16 protein-coding genes are annotated in these 20,281 nt (G+C 72.7%); 7 read left to right on the top strand and 9 right to left on the bottom strand.

The features are described from left to right. Positions 1-2 precede the first annotated feature (2 nt). Positions 3-1,010 carry a protein kinase family protein gene (locus tag ACFP3R_RS24045; RefSeq protein WP_380638645.1) on the bottom strand — a complete coding sequence of 336 codons (1,008 nt, stop codon included), beginning with the start codon at positions 1,008-1,010 and terminating at the stop codon, positions 3-5. Between the two features lie 237 nt (positions 1,011-1,247). Between ACFP3R_RS24045 and ACFP3R_RS24040 the strand changes: the two genes are divergently transcribed. From ACFP3R_RS24040 to ACFP3R_RS24030, 3 genes are all read left to right on the top strand, one after another. After that, positions 1,248-3,188, top strand: a complete 1,941-nt coding sequence (locus tag ACFP3R_RS24040; protein WP_380638644.1) for a serine/threonine-protein kinase — start codon at positions 1,248-1,250, stop codon at positions 3,186-3,188. 124 nt (positions 3,189-3,312) lie between these two features. Next, entirely contained in the window at positions 3,313-3,945 is a 633-nt protein-coding gene (locus ACFP3R_RS24035; RefSeq protein ID WP_380638643.1) for a ClpP family protease, read from the top strand. Further along, on the top strand, positions 3,942-4,532 hold the full coding sequence (locus ACFP3R_RS24030) for a ClpP family protease (protein ID WP_380638642.1): 591 nt from the start codon (positions 3,942-3,944) through the stop codon (positions 4,530-4,532). The genes ACFP3R_RS24035 and ACFP3R_RS24030 overlap by 4 nt, the downstream gene beginning before the upstream one ends. A 68-nt stretch (positions 4,533-4,600) precedes the next feature. Here the strand turns inward: ACFP3R_RS24030 and ACFP3R_RS24025 are convergent, their stop codons facing one another. Next, positions 4,601-4,948: a helix-turn-helix domain-containing protein gene (locus tag ACFP3R_RS24025; RefSeq protein ID WP_380638641.1), complete on the bottom strand. Its 348-nt coding sequence runs from the start codon at positions 4,946-4,948 to the stop codon at positions 4,601-4,603. 87 nt (positions 4,949-5,035) lie between these two features. Between ACFP3R_RS24025 and ACFP3R_RS24020 the strand changes: the two genes are divergently transcribed. Continuing rightward, on the top strand, positions 5,036-5,554 hold the full coding sequence (locus ACFP3R_RS24020; RefSeq protein WP_380638640.1) for a pyridoxamine 5'-phosphate oxidase family protein: 519 nt from the start codon (positions 5,036-5,038) through the stop codon (positions 5,552-5,554). Here the strand turns inward: ACFP3R_RS24020 and ACFP3R_RS24015 are convergent. Continuing rightward, positions 5,541-6,020 (bottom strand): SagB/ThcOx family dehydrogenase, encoded by a 480-nt coding sequence (locus ACFP3R_RS24015; protein WP_380638639.1) that lies wholly within the window; start codon positions 6,018-6,020, stop codon positions 5,541-5,543. The genes ACFP3R_RS24020 and ACFP3R_RS24015 overlap by 14 nt on opposite strands. 216 nt (positions 6,021-6,236) lie before the next feature. On the opposite strand from ACFP3R_RS24015, the gene ppk2 reads away from it, so the two are divergent. Beyond that, positions 6,237-7,217, top strand: a complete 981-nt coding sequence (ppk2, locus tag ACFP3R_RS24010) for a polyphosphate kinase 2 (RefSeq protein WP_380638638.1) — start codon at positions 6,237-6,239, stop codon at positions 7,215-7,217. A 193-nt stretch (positions 7,218-7,410) separates the two neighbouring features. Then, positions 7,411-9,108, top strand: coding sequence for an alpha-glucosidase (locus ACFP3R_RS24005; RefSeq protein ID WP_380638654.1), 1,698 nt, complete (start codon positions 7,411-7,413; stop codon positions 9,106-9,108). A 146-nt stretch (positions 9,109-9,254) separates the two neighbouring features. Here the strand turns inward: ACFP3R_RS24005 and ACFP3R_RS24000 are convergent, their stop codons facing one another. Continuing rightward, complete coding sequence (locus ACFP3R_RS24000; RefSeq protein WP_380638637.1) at positions 9,255-11,111, bottom strand: ABC transporter ATP-binding protein; 1,857 nt, start codon at positions 11,109-11,111, stop codon at positions 9,255-9,257. Continuing rightward, a complete protein-coding gene (locus ACFP3R_RS23995) occupies positions 11,108-12,841 on the bottom strand; it encodes an ABC transporter ATP-binding protein (protein WP_380638636.1) in 1,734 nt (577 codons plus the stop codon). The genes ACFP3R_RS24000 and ACFP3R_RS23995 overlap by 4 nt, the downstream gene beginning before the upstream one ends. A gap of 87 nt (positions 12,842-12,928) precedes the next feature. Between ACFP3R_RS23995 and ACFP3R_RS23990 the strand changes: the two genes are divergently transcribed. Beyond that, on the top strand, positions 12,929-13,627 hold the full coding sequence (locus ACFP3R_RS23990) for a TetR/AcrR family transcriptional regulator (RefSeq protein WP_380638635.1): 699 nt from the start codon (positions 12,929-12,931) through the stop codon (positions 13,625-13,627). 112 nt (positions 13,628-13,739) lie between these two features. Here ACFP3R_RS23990 and ACFP3R_RS23985 read toward each other — a convergent pair whose 3' ends face one another. The 4 genes from ACFP3R_RS23985 to ACFP3R_RS23970 all read right to left on the bottom strand — a co-directional run bounded on the left by ACFP3R_RS23985 (position 13,740) and on the right by ACFP3R_RS23970 (position 20,237). Further along, on the bottom strand, positions 13,740-15,248 hold the full coding sequence (locus ACFP3R_RS23985) for an RICIN domain-containing protein (RefSeq protein WP_380638634.1): 1,509 nt from the start codon (positions 15,246-15,248) through the stop codon (positions 13,740-13,742). A gap of 14 nt (positions 15,249-15,262) precedes the next feature. Continuing rightward, complete coding sequence (locus ACFP3R_RS23980) at positions 15,263-16,570, bottom strand: RICIN domain-containing protein (RefSeq protein ID WP_380638633.1); 1,308 nt, start codon at positions 16,568-16,570, stop codon at positions 15,263-15,265. A 722-nt stretch (positions 16,571-17,292) separates the two neighbouring features. Then, complete coding sequence (gene argS, locus ACFP3R_RS23975) at positions 17,293-19,062, bottom strand: arginine--tRNA ligase (RefSeq protein WP_465269998.1); 1,770 nt, start codon at positions 19,060-19,062, stop codon at positions 17,293-17,295. Between the two features lie 137 nt (positions 19,063-19,199). Next, positions 19,200-20,237: a medium chain dehydrogenase/reductase family protein gene (locus tag ACFP3R_RS23970; protein WP_380638632.1), complete on the bottom strand. Its 1,038-nt coding sequence runs from the start codon at positions 20,235-20,237 to the stop codon at positions 19,200-19,202. Between the last annotated feature and the right edge of the window lie 44 nt (positions 20,238-20,281).

Here is a 20,281-nt window from a genome sequence, read left to right as displayed (position 1 = left end):
GGTCAGGCTCCTGTCGGGGTAGGGGGGAGGGCGAACGGGCGGAAGGTCCGCTCGCCGTAGAGGTCTTCGAGCAGGTCGTCGTACTCGGTGAGCAGGTCGGCGGCGTCGGGCCGCCGGGCCGGGTCGTCCTGCGCGCACCCGCGGGCGAAGGCGCGCTGCCGGGTCTCGTGCCCCGCCAGCACCCCCAGCATCAGCGCGTGTGCCATGTGGACGTCGGTGGCGGCGGTGACCGGCTGTCCCAGGTGGACCTCAGGCGGGTAGTCGACGGTCTTGCCGGTGGCCAGCGGCCGCTGCCCGCTCTCGACCGCGAAGGACCAGCCGACCAGCACGACGCCGTGCTGCTCGGGGTGGACCAGGACGTTCTCGGCGACGACCGCGCCGTGCACCAGGCCGATCCGGTGCGCGCCGGCGAGCGCCCGCAGCAGCCTGCGGTGCATCCACGCCCAGTCGCGCCCGTCCAGGCCGCCCGGGAACGCCCGCCGCACGTCCGCGAGCGTCACGAACCCGTCCACCAGGGGTTCGAGCACGGTGAACGCGCGCTCGCCGCGTGCCACCGGGCCGGAGCGGTCGACCAGGCGCGGGTAGTAGGGCCGCAGCCACCGGTGCTCGTCGGTGAACCGGGCGAGCGCGTCCAGCGCGTCCCACTCGGCGTGGGCCAGCGGGTTGAGCGCCGGGTTGCGCACCACCTTGACCACGTGCGGGCCGTCGGTGAGGTAGGTGTTCGCGACGCTGCCCACCGCGTGCAGGGCGGTGATCCGGTAGGCGCCGCGGTCGGTGCGCAGCTCGACGGACGTGCCGCGCCGCCACTCGTCGTGGAGCCTGGTCAGCTCCGCGGACGCGGCGTGGGCCCTGGTGTCGGCGGGCCCCACCCGGTCGGGGTGCAGCACGGCGGCCAGCGCCCGGTACAGCCGCTGCGCCTCCCGGTGCCGGGCGGGGTCGAGGGGACCGAACAGGTCGGCCGCCGAGGTCGCCCGCTCGACCCGGTCGAGTGCTTCCTGCCTGGTGAACATGGTTTGAGTCTATACGACTCAAACCAGTGTTCGGGGTGGAATACCGGTGTGTCCTGGGTCACGTGCCCGTGCCGGGGTGGGGGGTGCCCGCGAACGTGACTACTGCCGGACCACCCCCGGTGCTCCATCGCGGTGATCTCTGAGCCAACAGGCTGAACCGGGCCCGATTCCGCCATCCGGCCGCAGCGCCGCTCCCATACTGGCCGACCACGGCCCCACCACGAGACCAGGAGATCCATGTCCGGTGACGACAGCGCGTTAGCGGGGTTCCGCGGGGTGACGACCGGCCTGGTCGACGAACTGGTGAAGCGGCCGGGTGGCCGCGCCCGGACGCTGCCGCTGGTCGTCGCGCTCGGGTCGCGCGGCACCGGCAAGACCGCCCTGCTGCGGAGCGTCCGCGACCGGTGCGCCGACGGGGTGCCCCTGGCGCTGCTGGACTTCGAGGACCCGGCCGGGGTCCGGCCCGCCGCCGCCCTCGCCGGGATCGCCCTCGACCTGGGCCGGGACGTGCCGGGGGCCGACCGGATCGCCTTCCCCCGGCTGTGGCTGTGCGCGCTGGTGCTGGCCGGCGACCCGGGCGACCGCGACGGCGCGCTAGCCGAACTCCGCGACCTGATGAGCGAGGACCACCCGCTGGAGCGGCACCGGCCGCGGGTGCTGGAGCTGGTCCGGCTCGTCGGCGAACCGGACGGGCTGCCCGGCTGGGCCCCCTCCGCCACCGGGGTGCTGCTCCACGGCCTCGACTGGTTCTCCCGCCGGCGGCTGCTGCGCGCCGTCCGCCAGGTGACGCCCGGCGCGCCCCGCGACCCCCGCGACCTGCCGGCGGCCCTCGACCGGGCGGGCCGGGGGTCGCCCGCCGACCGCCGCGCGGTCGACGACACCCTCTTCGACGCCTTCCTGGCCGACCTGCACCGGCACTTCACCGGCCGGGCCGACCACCCCCGGCGGAGCGCCCGCTGCGCGGTGCTGCTGGACAACGTCCACACCGGGGAGGGCAAGGCGTTCCTGACCTCCTACCTGGCCGCGCGCGAGCGGTCCGCGGCGGTCGGCGACCACGTCGCCGTGATCGCCACCAGCCGGACCTGGAACACCGACTGGGACGACACCTGGCGGCGGCCCGGCACCCCCGCGGGCGGCACCGCCCCGCTGCCCCTGCCGCGCACCCCCGAGGACGCCGAGCGGGACGCGCGCTCGGCCACCGGGTGGCGGCCCTGGTACCTGGTGCACCCCGGTCACCTGAACGCCGCGGACACCGAGGACGTGGTGGTCCGCGCCGCCGTGCCCGGCCTGCCCCGGTCCCTGCCCCACCGCCTCACCCGCGGCCACCCCGGCGGCCTGCGGATCGTGCTCGACGTGCCGGCCAGGCAGGCGGGCCCCGTCGTGCCGCGCCGGCTGCTGTCCGCGCGCGCCTCCCCGACGGGCAACGCCTCCCTCGCCGACGAGGCCTTGGCGCAGCTCCTGCGCGACCTGCCGGCCGAGCGGGTGGACGACCTGGTCACGGCGAGCGCGGGACGCGGGGTGGAGTTCCTGCCCGACCCGACCGCGCCGGATCAGACCGCGCCCGGCACCGGCCCGCCGGACGGCGGCGACGAGCTCCACGCGTTCCTGCTCGACCACTTCCTGCTCACCCTGGAACCCGACGAGAACGGCCCCCGCGTCGTGCTCGACCCGTGGCTGCGCACCCTGCTGCTGCACCGGCTCGCGCACCGCGAGGACCCCGCGCGCGGCTGGGACGCGGTGCACCGGCGGTACCGCGACCACCACGAGGCCCGGGGCCGGACGACCGAGGCCCGCTACCACGACCTCGCCCTGGGCGACGTGCGCTCGGTCGTGGCGCACCTGGCCGGCCCGTTCACCTCCGACGGGCCGCTGGACCAGCCGACCGCCCGGGGGTGGTTGCGGGAGCTGGACCTCATCACCGGCGCGCCCAACCGGCTGCCGCGCGACCACGACCCGCTCACCCAGGTCGAACTCCTCGCCGAGGGGGTCCCGCCGACCGGTCCGCACGGCGCGGCCCTGGCCAGGCTCGTCGCCGCGCTGTGGATCGCGGGCGACCCGCTCGGCGACCCCGAGGACACCCTGCGCGGCCGGGTCGAGCACGCCTACAGCCGGCTCTCCCAGCACAGCGGCCAGGGCTCGATCCTGCTGTACGACCGGGTGGAGAGGTACCGCGCCTGAGCGAGGTGGCGGCTGGGCGAGGTGGCGGCGGAGGGCGCCCGTAGCTCGGCCGGTCCGCCGTGAGCTGATCCGCTCACGGCGGAGAAAGCGGCGCCCGGAGCCGGGGTGGCGGCATCGTCGGGGCATGACCGACAACCAGAAGCAGCCGATGTTCGACCACCGGCTCCGCGAGCGCTTCCTCGCCCAGCGGGTGCTCGTCCTCGACGGGCCCCTCGACGACGACAACGGGACGGTGCTCGCCACCCAACTGCTCTCCCTGGCCGGTGAGGACCCGGGCCGGGACATCGCGCTGTGGATCCACTCGCCGGGCGGCTCGGTCGCCGCGATGCTGGCCATCCGCGACGTGATGCGGCTCGTGCCGTGCGACGTGGCCACGTTCGCCCTGGGGCTGGCGTGCAGCGCCGGGCAGTTCCTGCTGTCCGCGGGCACGCCGGGCAAGCGCTTCGCTCTTCCCCACGCCAGGATCATGATGCACCAGGGCTCGGCGGGCATCGGCGGATCCGCGGTCGAGGTGCAGGTGCAGGCGGACGACCTGCGCCACACCCGGGACACCGTGCTGAGGCTCACCGCGGCGGACACCGGCAGGCCGGTGGACGAGGTCTTCGCCGACTCCCTGCACGACCGCTGGTTCACCGCCGGGCAGGCGCTGGACTACGGCTTCATCGACCACGTCGTGAGCGACCTCGGCCAGGTCGTGCCCGTGCGCACACACGAGCTGGGCCTCGGCCTCGGCCAGAAGGCGGGGACCCGCGCATGAGCACCTACACCATCCCCAGCGTCATCACCCGCGGCGTGGGCGGCGAGCGGGTCATGGACGTCTACTCGCACCTGCTGTCGGAGCGGATCGTCTACCTCGGCACCGCGATCGACTCCGGCGTGGCCAACGCGCTGATCGCCCAGCTGCTGCACCTGGAGGCGGACAGCCCGGAGCGGGAGATCAACCTCTACATCAACAGCGAGGGCGGCGACCCGTCCGCGATGCTCGCCCTCTACGACACCATGCGCTACGTCAAGGCGCCGGTGACCACGACGTGCGTCGGCCAGGCGGTCGCAGCCGGCGCGGTGCTGCTCGCGGCGGGCGAGGCCGGGCGCCGCTTCGTGCTGCCCCACACCAGGGTGGTGCTGCACCAGCCCGCGGCGCAGGGCCGGGGCACCATCCCGGACCTCATCCTCCAGGCCGACGAGGTCGTGCGGGTGCGCACCCAGCTGGAGGAGATCCTCTCGGCCCACACCGGTCGCGGTGTGCCGCAGCTGCGGCACGACACCGACCGCGACCGCGTGTTCGACGCGCGGGGCGCCGTCGCCTACGGGCTCGCGGACCACGTCCTCGACCGCCGGGTCTGAGGACGTCGCCCCGGGCCCGGCGGTCGGGGACGCGGTCGGCGGCCGGGTACGTGGTCGGGGACGTGGTCTCAGGCGGCCAGGACCACGGGTCCCGAAGGGCGGCGCCCCACCGCGGGGCCCGCGCCGCGGTCCCGTCGGACGTCGCTCGCGAGACCGGTGAGCAGGTCGGCCAGGTCGACGCCGAGCGCGCCGGTGACCGCGGCGATCATCTCGCTGGAGGGCTCCTTGCGGCCGCGCTCGATCTCCGACAGGTACTGCGGCGAGATGCCGGCCCGCTCGGCGACGTCGACGAGGCGGCTGCCCCGCTCCTCCCTGGCCGCCCGCAGGCTCCGGCCCAGCACCACGCGCCACAGCGGGTCCGGGACCCGTTCCGGAGTGCGGGCGCGCTTCTGGTGGAAGGGGAGGATGTCCGCCATACCGCCATCCTGACCCCCGCCCGGCGCCCGGGGGAGGGGTTCCGCTCCCGGCGAAAACGCGGCCCGGGAGATCGTTACGGTGGCGTGGTGCGCGAAACCGGCGAAGAACTCGCAGAGCTCCAGGCCCTGCTGGACGCCTCCCTGTCCCGCTCCACCTCCCACCTCCGCTCGATCGTCAGCGGGCACACCGCGACCGCGGAGCAGCTCACCGGGGTCCTGACCGGCATGTGCACGCTCGCCCTGTCCACCGTGACGGCCAAGGGCGAGCCGCGCGTCAGCGGCGTGGACGGCCACTTCCTGCACGGCAGGTGGCACTTCGGCACAGCGCGCGGCGCCGCCAAGGCCCGGCACCTCGCCGCCCGTCCGTCCGCGAGCGCCGCGCACCTGCGCGGCGAGGACCTCGGCGTGTTCACGCACGGTGAGGTGGAGGACCTCAACCCCCGCGCCGGCGAGCCCGCCGCGGACTGGCCGGACCTGCTGGCCTACTTCAAGGAGTTCTACGGCGACGACGCCTTCGACTGGGACGAGGAGGTGGTCTTCTACCGGCTGCGCCCGCACTGGATGACCGTCTACGCACCCGACCTCGCGAAGCTCACCGCCCCGTGAGGGGCGGCTCGGCCGGGAGCCGGTTCCGGCGGAAGGTCTCCAGCCCGGCGACGGGCGGAACGCCCTGGGGCTCAGGGTGCGGCCACCCGGCGGCCAGCGGGTAGAGCGGGGTGTGGCCGACGTTGTCCAGGCCGAAGCGGTCGGCGACGAGCGTGTCGCGGAACGCGCCCGTCTGGGCCGGGCCGAGGCCGAGCGCGGTGGCGGTGAGCACGAAGGTCTGGCCGAGGTGCCCGGCGTTGAGCAGGGACACCCGGTAGCAGCGGGGTGTGCGGTACTTGCTGTACATGCGGTCGATGACGGCGGTGAGCACCACGAGGAAGGGCGCGCGGCCGACCCGGTCCTGGTCGGCGCCCATGCGGGTGCCCTCCTCGGCGGTGAAGCCCCCGGCCGGCAGTTCCAGCGAGTGCTCCAGGGCGTTGGGGGGTTCCACCCAGTCGTCGAAGGCGGTGAGCACCTCGGCGACCACGGGTGCAGCGCGGTGGGGCCGCCACCGGGGTAGGGGTGGGCGACTCGCCGAACCACTCGCGTGAGTGACGAAGCCCCTGGTGGCTCGCTGGTTTCCGCTCCGGTGAGTCGCGATCTCCCCGGTGGTGCGGGGGAAAGCGGTCGTGGCCGCGGTCCGGGCCGCAGGGGCCTTTCGGACGGCTGTTTGCGGTGGTGGTGGCGGGGGTACGTCGACCGTGTGAACAACGCGCTCGACATCTCGGACCGGTTCCCGGAGCTGTCGGTCGACGGCTTCGTGGTGGACTACGAGGACGGCGACGACCCGGTGCTGCGCCGCCGCGACGGGTCGCTGGTGGACACGTGGCGGGAGAACTACCCCTACCCCGAGCGGATGTCGCGCGAGGAGTACGACCTGGCGAAGCGGTTGTTGCAGATCGAGCTGCTCAAGCTCCAGTACTGGATCAAGGACACGGGCCGCCGGGTGGTCATCGTGTTCGAGGGCCGGGACGCGGCGGGCAAGGGCGGCACGATCAAGCGGTTCACCGAGCACCTGAACCCCCGGGGCGCGCGGGTGGTGGCGCTGGGCAAGCCGACCGACCGCGAGCAGGGCGAGTGGTACTTCCAGCGGTACGTCGACCACCTGCCCACGGAGGGCGAGGTCGTGCTGTTCGACCGGTCCTGGTACAACCGGGCGGGGGTCGAGCGGGTGATGGGGTACTGCACCGACGAGCAGTACGAGCGGTTCATGCGGCAGGCCCCGACGTTCGAGCGGATGCTGGTCGACGACGGCATCCTGCTGGTCAAGCTGTGGTTCTCGGTGTCGCGGGCGGAGCAGCGGACGCGTTTCCTGATCCGGCAGGTGGACCCGGTGCGGCAGTGGAAGCTCAGCCCGAACGACGTGCGGTCGCTGGACCTGTGGGACGCCTACACCGAGGCGAAGGTGGCGATGTTCCGGGCCACGGACACGGAGGCGGCTCCGTGGACGGTGGTCAAGAGCAACGACAAGAAGCGGGCGCGGATCGAGGCGATGCGCAGCGTGCTGGCGCGGGTGGACTACGCCGACAAGGACCCCGAGGTGGTGGGGGAGCCCGACCCGAAGGTGGTGGGTCCGGCGGCGACGCTGCTGGAGGAGGGGGAGGACGAGGCGTCGTTGAGCCCGACGCCGATCGCCCCGGTGGACGCCCCCGACCACGGGCCCGGGATGCACCCGCCCGTGTGACCTGTCGTTCCGGTGGCCGACCGCCCGGGTGGTCAGTCGCTCCGGGGGCGACCGCCCGCGCGGAACACCGCCCCGGGACCGCTGTGCCGGCGGGTCCTGCCGATCGGCCCCCCGCCGGCTACCCTGGGCGACGCGGTCGCCGCCGGCGCCCGCGATGATCATCCACATCGGACTGGGAGGCGCGAGGGTGTCGATGGCTCAGGAGGCCGGGTGGTGGCGCTCGGCGGTGGTCTACCAGGTCTACCCCCGCAGCTTCGCCGACTCGAACGGTGACGGGGTCGGCGACCTCAACGGGATCACCGCCCGGTTGGCCCACCTGGAGCGGCTCGGGGTGGACGTGGTCTGGCTGTCGCCGGTCTACGCCTCGCCGCAGGCCGACAACGGCTACGACATCTCCGACTACCAGGCGATCGACCCCGCCTTCGGCACGCTGGAGGACTTCGACCGGCTGCTGGCCGAGGTGCACGCCCGGGGCATGAGACTGGTCATGGACCTGGTGGTCAACCACACCTCCGACCAGCACCCCTGGTTCGTCGAGTCGCGCTCGTCGAAGGACAGCCCGAAGCGGGACTGGTACTGGTGGCGGCCGCCGCGCGAGGGCTTCGCGGTCGGTCGGGCCGGCGCCGAGCCGACCAACTGGGAGTCGTTCTTCTCCGGGCCCGCGTGGACGGCGGACGAGGCGACCGGCGAGTACTACCTGCACCTGTTCGACCGCCGCCAGCCGGACCTGAACTGGGAGAACCCGCAGGTCAGGCAGGCCGTGTACGAGATGATGCGGTGGTGGCTGGACCGGGGCGTGGACGGCTTCCGGATGGACGTGATCAACCTGATCGCCAAGGACCCCGCCCTGCCCGACGGCGCGCTCACCGGCACCGCCGGGCTGGGGGACGGCTACCCCCACTACGGCACCCGGGACCGCGTCCACGACCTCCTCCAGGAGATGCACCGGGAGGTGTTCGCCGGCCGGGAGGGCCTGTTGACGGTGGGCGAGATGCCCGGGGTGACCTGGGAGCAGGCCCGCCTGTTCACCGACCCGGCCCGTCGGGAGGTGGACATGGTGTTCCAGTTCGAGCACGTCTCCCTCGACCACGGCCCCGGCGGCAAGTTCGACCCCCGCCCGCTGGACCTGCGGCTGCTCAAGGGCTCGCTGGGCCGCTGGCAGACCGCCCTGGCCGAGGTCGGCTGGAACAGCCTGTACTGGAACAACCACGACCAGCCCCGGGTCGTCTCCCGCTTCGGCGACGACGACCGCTGGTGGCGCGAGTCGGCCACCGCCCTCGCCACCGTGCTGCACCTGCACCGCGGCACCCCCTACATCTACCAGGGCGAGGAGCTGGGCATGACCAACGCCCCGTTCGCCTCGGTCGACGACCTGCGCGACGTGGAGTCGCTCAACCACTACCGCGAGGCCGTCGCCGGCGGGGTGGACCCCGAGGTGGTCATGGTCGGGCTGCGCGCCATGGGCCGCGACAACGCCCGCACCCCCGTGCAGTGGGACGACGGCCCCCACGCCGGGTTCACCACCGGCACGCCGTGGCTGGCGGTCAACCCCAACCACACCCGGATCAACGCCGCCGCCCAGTACGACGACCCGGACTCGGTGTTCCACCACTACCGGCGGCTGGTCGAGCTGCGCCACACCCGGCCGGTGGTCGCCCTGGGCGGCTTCCGGATGTTCCTGCCCGACCACCCCCACCTGTACTGCTACGAACGCGCCCTGGACGACGCCCGCCTGCTCGTGCTGGCCAACCTCGGCCCGGGTGAGGAGAGCGTCGAGCTGGAACCGGGGTGGGCGGCCGAGCACGTCGTGCTGGCCAACACCGACCGGGTGCGCGTCAAGGCCGGTCGGGCGGAGCTGGGGCCGTGGGAGGCGCTGGTCCTGGAGCGGTGAGCCCGGCGTGGTGAGCGGGGAGCCCTGAGCGGTGAGCCCGGACCCTTCGCCGTTCCGGGTGCCGGGCACGGGGACCGCGAGGTCCCCGTGCCCCGGCCTCAACCCACCACGGCTCTCGGCCTCAGCCCTCCCGCTGGGGCCCCGCCTCACCCCGCAGCGGCGGCGAACTGCGCCGAGTACAGCCGGTGGTAGGCGCCGTGCGCCTCCAGCAGTTCCTCGTGCGTCCCCTGCTCCACGATCCGGCCCGACTCCATCACCAGGATCAGGTCCGCGTCCCGGATCGTCGACAGCCGGTGCGCGATGACGAAGCTCGTCCGCGACGACCGCAGCGCCGCCATCGCGTGCTGGACCAGCGATTCGGTGCGCGTGTCCACTGACGAGGTCGCCTCGTCCAGGATCAGCAGCGACGGGTCGGCGAGGAACGCGCGGGCGATCGTCAGCAGCTGCTTCTCGCCCGCGCTGACGTTCGTGCCCTCCTCGTCGATCACCGTGTCGTACCCGTCGGGCAGCGTGCGCACGAACCGGTCCACGTAGGTGGCCCGCGCGGCGGCCACGATCTCCTCCTCCGACGCGCCGGGGCGGCCGTAGGCGATGTTGTCCCGGATCGTGCCGCCGAACAGCCACGTGTCCTGGAGCACCATGCCGATCCGCGACCGCAGGTCCGAGCGCCGCAGCGCGGTGATGTCCGTGCCGTCCAGCGTGATCCGGCCGGAGTCCAGCTCGTAGAAGCGCAGCACCAGGTTCACCAGCGTGGTCTTGCCCGCGCCGGTCGGGCCGACGATGGCCACCGTCTGGCCGGGTTCGGCCACCAGCGACAGGTCCTCGATCAGCGGCTGGTCCGGCCGGTAGGAGAACCCGACGTGCTCGAACGCCACCCGGCCCCGGCTCGCCTCGGGCACCGGCGCGTCGACCGGGTCCGGGGCCTGCTCCTCCGCGTCGAGCACCTCGAACACCCGCTCGGCCGAGGCCACGCCCGACTGCATCAGGTTCGCCATCGACGCCACCTGCGTCAGCGGCTGGGTGAACTGGCGCGAGTACTGGATGAACGCCTGCACCTCGCCCAGCGTCATCGCCCCCGAGGTGATCCGCAGCCCGCCGACCACCGCGACCGCCACGTAGCTGATGTTCGACAGGAACATCATCACCGGCATGATCAGGCCGGACATGAACTGCGCGCTCGTCGCCGAACCCACCAGCTCGTCGTTGCGCCGCCGGAACTCCTCCTCGGACTCCCGCTGCCGGCCGAACACCTTCACCAGCTGGTGCCCGGTGAACGCCTCCTCGATGTGCGCGTTCAGCGCGCCGGTGTGCTTCCACTGCGCCACGAACTGCGCCTGCGACACCGTGCGGATCCGGGCGGTCACCACCACCGACACCGGGATCAGCAGCAGCGCGATCAGCGCCAGCAGCGGCGAGATGGTGATCATCATGATCAGCACGCCCACCACGGTCAGCAGCGAGGTCAGCAGCTGGCTCAGCGTCTGCTGCAACGTGGTCGAGATGTTGTCGATGTCGTTGGTGACGCGGGACAGGGTCTCGCCGCGCGGCTGGCCGTCGAAGTAGCGCAGCGGCAGCCGGTGCAGCTTCGCCTCCACGTCGGCCCGCAGCGTCAGGACCACCCGCTGCACCACGTTGTTGAGGATGCGGCCCTGCGCCCAGCCGAACAGCGAGGAGGCCAGGTACAGCGCCAGCACCCAGGCCAGCACCTCGCCGAGCGCGCCGAAGTCGATCCCGGCGCCCGGCACGCCGCGCACCCGCGCGAGCACGCCGTTGAAGATGATGTCGGTGGCGTGGCCGAGGATCTTGGGCCCGGCGACCGCGAACGCGACGCTGACGACCCCCAGGACGACCACGGCCGCGACCGTGCCGCGCTCCGGGCGCAGCCGCCGCACGAGCCTCTTCGCCGACGGCGTGAAGTTCTCCGCCTTGCCCATCGGCATCCCCATGCCGGGGAAGTTCCCGCCCATCCGGGCGGGCGCGCGGTTCGTCGTGGCGGTGCTCATGCGGCCTGCTCCGGGGTCAGCTGGGACTCGACGATCTCGACGTAGGTGGGGCACGTGTCCAGCAGTTCGCGGTGGGTGCCGGTGCCGACCACGGACCCGTTGTCCAGCACCACGATGCGGTCCGCGTCGATGATCGTGGACACCCGCTGCGCGACGACGAGCACGACGGCGTGCGCGGTGTGCGGGCGCAGCGCCGCGCGCAGCCTCGCGTCGGTGGCCAGGTCCAGCGCGGAGAACGCGTCGTCGAACAGGTAGATGCCGGGCTTGCGGACCAGCGCCCGCGCGATGGACAACCGCTGCCGCTGACCGCCCGACACGTTCGTGCCGCCTTGCGCGATCGGGGCGTCGAGCCCCTCGGGCATGGCCTCCACGAAACCCCGCGCCTGGGCGACCTCCAGCGCCGCCCACAGCTCCTCGTCGGTGGCGGCGGGGTTGCCGTAGCGCAGGTTGCTCGCGACGGTGCCGGTGAACAGGTACGGCCGTTGCGGCACCAGGCCGATGCGCGAGCACAGCGCGTCCGCGTCGACCTCCCGCACGTCCACGCCGTCGACCAGCACCGCGCCGGAGGTGACGTCGATGAGCCGGGGGATCAGGTTGACCAGGGTGGTCTTGCCCGCGCCGGTGCTGCCGATGATCGCCGTGGTGCGGCCCGCCTCGGCCGTGAACGTCACGTCGCGCAGCACCGCGTCCGCCGCGCCGGGGTAGCGGAACCCCGCGTTGACGAACTCCACCTCGGCCCGCCGGGGCAGCTCCACCACCGGGTTCGGCGGCGGCGTCACCGACGACCGGGTGTCCAGCACCTCGTTGATGCGCTCGGCGCTCACCGCGGCGCGCGGGATCATCATCGAGATGAACGTGGCCATCATGACCGACATGAGGATCTGCATCAGGTAGCTGAGGAACGCGGTCAGCGCGCCGATCTGCATCTGGCCCGCGTCGACCCGGTAGGCGCCGAACCACAGCACGGCCACGCTGGAGGCGTTCAGCAGCAGCATCACCACCGGGAAGATCAGCGCCTGCAACCGGCCGACCCGCAGCGCGGTGTCCGTCAGCGCCCGGTTCACCCCGGAGAACCGCTCGGTCTCGTGGGGCTCGCGGACGAAGGCGCGCACCACGCGGATGCCGGACAGCTGCTCGCGCAGCACCCGGTTGACCGCGTCGATCCGCTCCTGCATCAACCGGAACTGCGGGACCATCCGCACCACGATCAGCCCGATCGAGAGGGCCAGCGCGGGCACGCACACGAGCAGCAGCCAGGACAGCCCGAAGTCCTCGCGCAGCGCCATGACGATGCCCGCCACGCACGTGATCGGGGCGGCGATCAGCATGGTGCACACCATCACCACCAGCAGCTGCACCTGCTGCACGTCGTTGGTGGTGCGGGTGATCAGCGAGGACGGCCCGAACGAGGCGACCTCGCGCGCGGAGAACTCCCCGACCCGGTGGAACACGGCCGAGCGGACGTCGCGGCCGAAGCCCATGGCCGTCCGGGCGCCGTAGTAGACGGCGCCGACGGAGCAGCCGACCTGCACGACGCTGACCAGGAGCATCCAGCCGCCGGTGGACAGGATGTAGTCCGTGTCGCCGGTGGCGATGCCGAAGTCGATGATGTCGGCGTTGAGGCTGGGCAGGTACAGCGAGGCCACGGTGCCGACGAGCTGGAGCACCAGCACGACGGTGAGTTCTCGCCGGTAGGGCCGCAGGTGTGTGCGGAGCAGGCGGGTGAGCAACGAACTTCCCCCATAGGAAACGGATCGTGTCTAATGTGTGCAAGGTAGACCGGTTTTATAAGAAACGCAACGTATCTAAGGAGCAGGGTGGCCGAACCGAGGTCGCGGCGTCGCGGGGCCGAGCTGGAGGCCGCGGTCCTGGACGCGGCATGGGCGGAGCTGAGCGAGGTCGGCTACTCCCGGCTGACCATCGAGGCGGTGGCGAAGAGGGCGGGCACGAGCAAGCCGGTCATCTACCGCCGCTGGCCGAGCCGGGCCGAACTGGCCCTGGCGGCGTGGAACCGCCGGGTCCCGGTGTCGGTGGCGGACCCCGACACGGGCGACCTGAGGGAGGACCTGCTCGGCCTGTTCTCCTCGGTGGCCCGCCGGGCGGACTCGATGATGAACGAGATGATCGCGGGCGTCATGGGCGAGGCGTTCCGCCACCCGGAGGTGGCCGGTATCCTCCGCGACCGCCTGACCTCGAGGTCGCCGCTGACCGGACCGCTGGACGCGATCGTCGACCGGGCCGTGGCCAGGGGCGAGCTCCCGCCCGTCGAGGTGCCTCACCGGGCGGCCCGCGTGCCGCTGGACCTGATCCGCAGCGAGTCCATGGCCTGCGGCGCGCCCCTGTCCGAGGACGCGGTGGCGGAGCTGGTGGACGACATCTACCTGCCCCTCCTGCACGGCCTCGCCTCTCGGCCCCTGCCCCAGGATGGCCCGGATCAACGGCCGGGGCGACCGGATTCGCGAGTAAAATCCCGAGCTGAATTCCCGGAATCCGGCCAAATCGACACAATCGTGTGAATTGCGGGCGGGAGCGGTGCGTGAGGGCGCTCAGTCCTCCGGGTACGGCGGAACCCCCGGTGCCGGGCACGAGCCTGGCGCGCGAGGTTCCGCGGTCACGTCGAGCCGACCGTCAGACGGTCGTGCGCGACCACTGCTGGTTGGTGCCGGAGTTGCACGGGTACTGCTTGAGGACCGCGCCGTCGGCGGTGGAGGCGGACGGCACGTCCACGCACTTGCCGCTGTGCCGCGCCCGGAGCTGGGACCAACTGCCGTTGGTGACCAGCTGGAACTGCTGGTTGGTGCCGCTGCCGCAGGTGTACTGGACGAGTTCGGCGCCGTCGGCGGTGGAGGCGCTCACCACGTCCAGGCACTTGCCGCTGTGGCGGCTGACGATGCGCCAGTAGCCGCTGCCCGCGTCCTGGAACTGCCACTGCTGCCAGGCGTTGCCGCCGTAGGCGTACTGGCCGACGCGGGCGCCGTCGTCGGTGTTCGGTTGCTGGACGTCCATGGACTTGCCGCTGTGGCGGACGTCGAGGCGGTAGTAGGTCGGTGCGGGGTCGTTCCCGGTGTCGTCGCCCCAGGCGTAGCGGAGGCGGGTGGCGCCGGAGGCGTTGCGGACGGTCAGGTTGAGGTCGGTGCCGCTGCCGCTCAGGGAGTACATCGAGTAGTAGTCGTAGCCGATGTTCCCGGGCTTGCCGCCGATGGCGGGCCAGTAGGTGCCGCCCATCCGGTTGTCGCGCATGACCTGGGCCATGGCGCGGATGTGGCGCACGAAGTTGTCGGTGCTGCCGGCGTCGCCGTAGTTGAGGCCGGTGGACATCGGCGCGCCGAACTCGGTGGCGACCGCGCGGGAGGCGCAGTTGCCCAGGCGCGTCTGGATGTGGCTCCGGAAGGCGTCGTAGGTCATCGGGCTGTAGAAGAAGGCGTAGTGGTGGAAGGACAGCAGCGTGGCGTTGAAGCGGCTGTCGTTGCAGACGTCGCGCAGGTCCTGGCTGTAGCCGGTGCCGCCGATGAGCACCCGGCCCGGCACCGCCGAGGTGTGGTAGGACAGCCAGTTCGCGGCGACGGTGCGCCAGTCCGCCGAACTGTAGCCGTGCGGCTCGTTCATCGGTTCGAAGTAGACGTTGCCGTTGGAGCCGTACGTGTTGGTCACGCTGGACCACATCGTGTTCCACGCGGCCAGGTTCGTGATCCGGCCGCCGGACGCGGCGCCGTCCTCCCAGTAGGCGAGGATGACCTTGAACCCGCGGGCGGTCGCGGCGTCGATCGCGCCGCGGTAGGCGTTCCACCACGTCGTGTTGGCCACGGTGTGGGTGTTGATGGGCAGGCGGACGGTGTTGACCCCCAGGGTGGAGGCCATGTCGTCGTAGAGGGCGTTGGCCTTGGCCCGGACCGTCGCGTTGCTGTCGGACAGGCTCAGGCCCTGCACGACGAGCGTGCCGGTGCTGAAGTTGTCGCCCAGCACGGCCCAGTTCACGCCGCGGAACTGGCTGGTGGCGGCGGTGGCCGGCGCCGCGGGGGCGACGAGGCCCGCCGCGGTGAGCGCGGTCACCGCCAGGGTGGTCAGCGACCGGCGCCACGACCGGGCGCGCCGCGGTGGTCCTGCTGGGGGAGCACCAGGCGCCGTGATCAGTGTCATGAGGTGTCCAATCACTAGACCTGGGCGCGGGTCCACTGCTGGTTGGCGCCGCCGCCGCAGGTGTACTGCTGGATGTCGGCGCCGTCGCCGGTGCCGGAGTTGACGACGTCGAGGCACTTGCCGCTGTGCCGGGCGACGATCCGGGAGTAGCCGCCGTCGGTCTGCCACTGCCACTGCTGGTTGGTGGCGCCGCCGCAGGTGTACTGGATGACGTTCGCCCCGTCGGCGGTGGAGCCGCTGGCCACGTCCAGGCACTTGCCGCTGTTGCGGTTGACGATGCGGGACCAGCCGTCGCCCGCGTCCTGGAACTCCCACTGCTGGTTGCCGCCGCCGTTCCACGACCACTGCTTGATCTCGGCGTTGTTCGCGGTGGAGGCCGACACGACGTCCACCACCCGGCCGCTGTTGCGGTTGGTCACGCGGTAGGCGGGCACCGCGCCGGGCACGTCGGCCACCGGCAGGATCGTGCCGTGGCGGCAACCGGGGCACGTGATCTGGCCCAGGCCAGACCAGGAGTCCAGGTTCGAGCTGGTGGCCGTCCAGATGCCGCCGTTGGTGTACTTGTCGACCCAGACGCGCCAGGAGCCGTCGGCCATCCGCAGCACGGCCGGCCCCTCGTAGCCCGAGCTCCACAGCTGGCCCCGGTTGGCCCACCCGCCGGTGAGGCTCGTGCTGGTCCAGTGCTCGATGTACTTGGTGGTCTCGTTCTTGGTGAAGGCGTGGTAGGTGCTGCCCGACTTCACCACGTAGGTGTCGATGTAGTTGTAGCCGAGGCCGCCCATCTGCGCCGGGGCGCTCCAGGAGGACAGCGCGCTGTTCTGGGCGGTGAAGACGTAGGGGCGGAAGCAGTTGGAGCACGTCGTCTGGGCGATGCTCACGATGATCCGGACGGTGCCGTTCTCGACGTAGAACTCGGGCGCCCAGGTGAACCGCGTGTTGGCGACGCCGGAGTTGACGCTCGTGACGTGCGTCCAGTTGACCAGGTCGGGGCTGGAGGCGATGTTGAAGTGCGTCGAGTTCGTGGTCCAGGACTGGACGGTGTGGGCGATGTAGTAGAGCCCGTTGTGCTGGATGACGCTGGGGTCGCGGAGCACGCCGGACGGGCCGCGGTAGTTCGTGTCGGCCAGCACGCCGAAGTTCGTGCCGTTGGTGGAGGAGTAGACCCAGAGCTCCTGGTCGGCGGCGGCGTCGCCCTTGAACGTGGTGTAGACGTAGCCGGGGGCGGCCTGCGCGGGCGACGCGACGGTCACTGCGGTGCCGGCGGCGGTGAGCGCCACGAGGCTGAGCCGGGCCAGCCAGCGCTTGACCTTCTGTCTGTTCACGGGTGATCTCCTGGGTCGGGGGTGTGCGCGGCGCGGCCGCGGTCGACAGAGGACCGTGCGGTGTTAGCGTGAACACGCAGCCGGGGTGGTGATCGGGATCGCGGCGAGCGGCGCGGCAGTTCCGGCGGGAGCCGGTGGTGGCCGGGTGCGGCGGCCGGGTGCGGCGGAACGACCGTCCGGTTCGGACGGGCCGGGGGCGCGACCTCGTCGGTGGCGCGGTCGCCCGGTGGTCGGCCCGGTTCACCCCTCCGGGATCAGTCGCGGCGCCGTTCGCGGCCGGTGTGGCACACCGTCGTCGGGGCGACCAAGGTGGGGCGTCCGCGGCGGGAGGGTGAAGAGTTCATCGTTGATCTCCTCGGGGTGTCGACGACTGCCGGGCGATCGGCCGGCCTGGGGCACCGGCTCGGGTCGGTGGTGTCCAGCTGTGCGCGGGAGGCGCCGGTCGTCATGACCCGGGCGGTGGCCCGTCGGCGCCATGACACCGCGCTGCGGCCGTCGACTGGCGTCCGCGGCGTCCCGGTGGGGCGAGAGCCACGGATGTTTGCGTTAACATCCAAGGCGGTCATAGTGTGCGAGCAATGACGCGGCGGTGTCAAGGGTGTGACGTTCTGTCACGTGCGGCCCGGCCGCCCGCCCGGCCACCTCCGCCAGGTCGTCCGGCGCGGGCCTCCCGCCACCGCGTGGCACCGGGTACCGGTGCGCGGTGGCGGGAGGCGGCGGGACTACATGCGTTCCGGTGCGGCGATCCCCAGCAGGTCGAGGCCGTGGCCCAGCGTGCGGGCCGTGAGCCGGCACAGGGCGAGCCGGTTGCCGCGCACGGGTTCGTCGGCCTTCAGGACGGGGCAGGCTTCGTAGAACGCGGTGAAGGCGCGGGCCACCTCGTAGAGGTGGCCGCAGAGCCGGTGCGGTTCGAGGGTGGCGGCGACCTCGGTCAGGACGGCGTCGTGGGCGTCGAGCGTCAGGACGAGGTCCCGCTCGGCCGGGTGGAGCGCGGTGGTGGGGTCCACGGTGGTGTCCGGGTCGCCCGCGTTGCGCAGGATGGAGCTGATGCGGGCGTGGGCGTACTGGAGGTAGACCCCGGTGTTGCCGGTGAAGGAGACCATGCGGTCGACGTCGAAGGAGTAGTCCTTCACCCGTGAGGTGGACAGGTCCGCGTACTTGACCGCGGCGATGCCCGCCGACTCGGCGATCCGGTCCAGCTCGGCCGCGTCGAGGTCCGGGTTCTTCTCGACCACGACGGCGCGGGCGCGGGTGACGGCGGCGTCGAGCAGGTCCACGAGGCGGACGGTGCCGCCCGCCCGGGTCTTGAACGGCGTCCCGTCCGGGCCGAGGATCGTGCCGTAGGCGACGTGCTCGGCGCTGGTGTCGTCGGTGAGCCAGCCGGCGCGGCGGGCGGCCTCGAAGACGAGCTGGAAGTGCAGGGACTGGCGCGAGTCGGTGACGTAGACCAGCCGGTCGGCCCCGAGCTCGCGGACGCGGTGGCGGATGGTGGCCAGGTCGGTGGTGTCGTAGCCGTAGCCGCCGTCGCTCTTGCGGACCACGAGCGCGGCGGGTTTGCCCTCCGGGCCGGACACCTCGTTTGAGTGGAAGACCAGCGCGCCCTCGCTCTCGACGGCCAGGCCCGCGGCGACCAGCTCGTCCACGGTGTCGGCCAGCACGGGGTTGTAGAACGACTCGCCCACCGAGTCCTCGGCGGTGAGCAGCACGGTCAACCGGTCGTAGATCGCGCGGAACGACCGTTCGGACTCGGTGACGATGCCCCGCCAGACCGCGACGGTGTCCGGGTCGCCCGCCTGGAGGGCGACGACGCGGGCGCGGGAGCGGTCGGCGAAGTCCGGGTCGGCGTCGAACTCGGCGCGTGCCGACCGGTACAGGTCGTTGAGGGCGGACACCGCCGAGGCGCCCTCGTCGAGCTCGTCGTGGTGCCACGTGGCGTCCGGGTGCTCGTCGAGGTACTGGATCAGCATCCCGAACTGGGTTCCCCAGTCGCCCAGGTGGTTCTGGCGCACCACGTCCGCGCCGAGGAAGTCCAGGACGCGGGCCAGGCTGTCGCCGATGATCGTCGTGCGGAGGTGCCCGACGTGCATCTCCTTGGCGATGTTGGGCGCCGAGTAGTCGACGACGGTCCGCCGCCCGCCCTCCGGCGCGCCCGTGCCGAGGCGGAGGTCCCGCAGGCGGGCGGCGACCTGCTCCCAGACCGCGTGGTCGGTCACGGTGACGTTGAGGAAGCCGGGGCCCGACGGTGCCGCGGCGGCGACCACGGTCTGCCCGTCGAGGTCGAGCGCGCCCGCGATGTCGGTGGCCAGGTCGCGGGGCTCGACGCCGAGGCGCTTGGCCAGGGCGAGGGCGGCGTTGCACTGGAAGTCGGCGCGGTCGGATCGTCGCACCACCGGGTCCGCCCCGGCCAGGTCCGCCCGGACCCGGCCGATCGCCTCCGACATCGTGGCGGCGACCCGCCCCGACAGCGACAGCACCTCGCGGTGGTGATTCACCTGGAACGTCCTCTTTCGTCGAAACGGAATTCGGTCGGAACCCGTTCCGCACCGCACCCCGGGCGCGAAACGGGTGCCCACGGTCGCCCGGTCCGGGCCGGGGCGCAACCGAAATTCGCGGCCCCGGCCGGTGGTTCTCACGGCACCAGCACGACCTTGCCGGTGATCGTGCCGGACTCGGCCAGCGCCACCGCCTCGGCCACCCGTTCCAGCGGCACGCGCGCGGCCACCTGCGGTCGCAGTCGCCCCTCGGCCAGCAGCGCGAACACCGCCCCCAGGTCGTGGCCCAGGCGGGCGCGGAAGCCGGCCGCGTCGCGCTTGCCCGTCCAGATGTTGAAGAACTTCGCGGTGCGGCCACCGGGCAGGGCGTCCCACAGGAGCAGGCGGGCGAACAGCCTGAGCACCGGCAGGCGGGAGGAGCCCGGGGCGTCGCGCGTGGACGCGGTGCCGTAGGCCACCAGGGTGCTGCGCGGTCCCAGCAGCCGCCAGGAGTCGACGATGCCGGGACCGCCGACGTGGTCGAAGACCGCGTCCACGCCGCCGGGGGCCAGTTCGCGCACCTTCGCGGGCAGCGCGGGGTCGCGGTAGTCCAGGGGGGTGGCGCCCAGTTCGCGCACCGCGTCGTGGTGGCGCGGCGACGCGGTGCCGATGACCCGTGCCCCGGCCAGGCGGGCCAGTTGCACCAGGGTGGAGCCGACGCCGCCGTTCGCGCCGTGCACCAGCACGGTCTGCCCCTCGGCGACCCGGGCGACGCCGTGCAGCATCTGCCAGGCGGTGATGCCGTTGACCACCACCGTTTCGGCCTCGGCGGGGTCGACGCCGTCGGGCACGGGCACCAGGTCGGCGGCGTCCACCACGGCGTGGCTGGCCCACCCGCCGGTCTTGGTGAGCACGGCGAACCGGCCGCCCAGCAGGCCGGGGTCGACGCCGGGGCCCACCTCGGCGACCGTGCCGACCAGGTCGTAGCCGGGCACGAACGGGAACGGGGGCTGGTCGTAGTACTTGGCCCGGCGCATCTGCTGCTCGGCGAACGACACCCCCGTCGCCTCGACCCGCACCAGGGCTCGACCGGGGCCGGGGGTGGGGCGCTCGCGGTGGCGCAGCACCAGCCCGTCGGGTTCGACCACCCCGGGCAGCACGACCTCCAGCACCTGTCCGGTCGACGCGTCGTCCACGGAGCCTCCTCCATCTGTGAGTGGTCAGTCACTCAATCCAGGGA

It is taken from the genome of Saccharothrix lopnurensis, assembly GCF_042658445.1.
Taxonomy (GTDB): domain Bacteria; phylum Actinomycetota; class Actinomycetes; order Mycobacteriales; family Pseudonocardiaceae; genus Actinosynnema; species Actinosynnema lopnurensis.
This window is presented reverse-complemented; position numbering and strand designations above follow the sequence as displayed.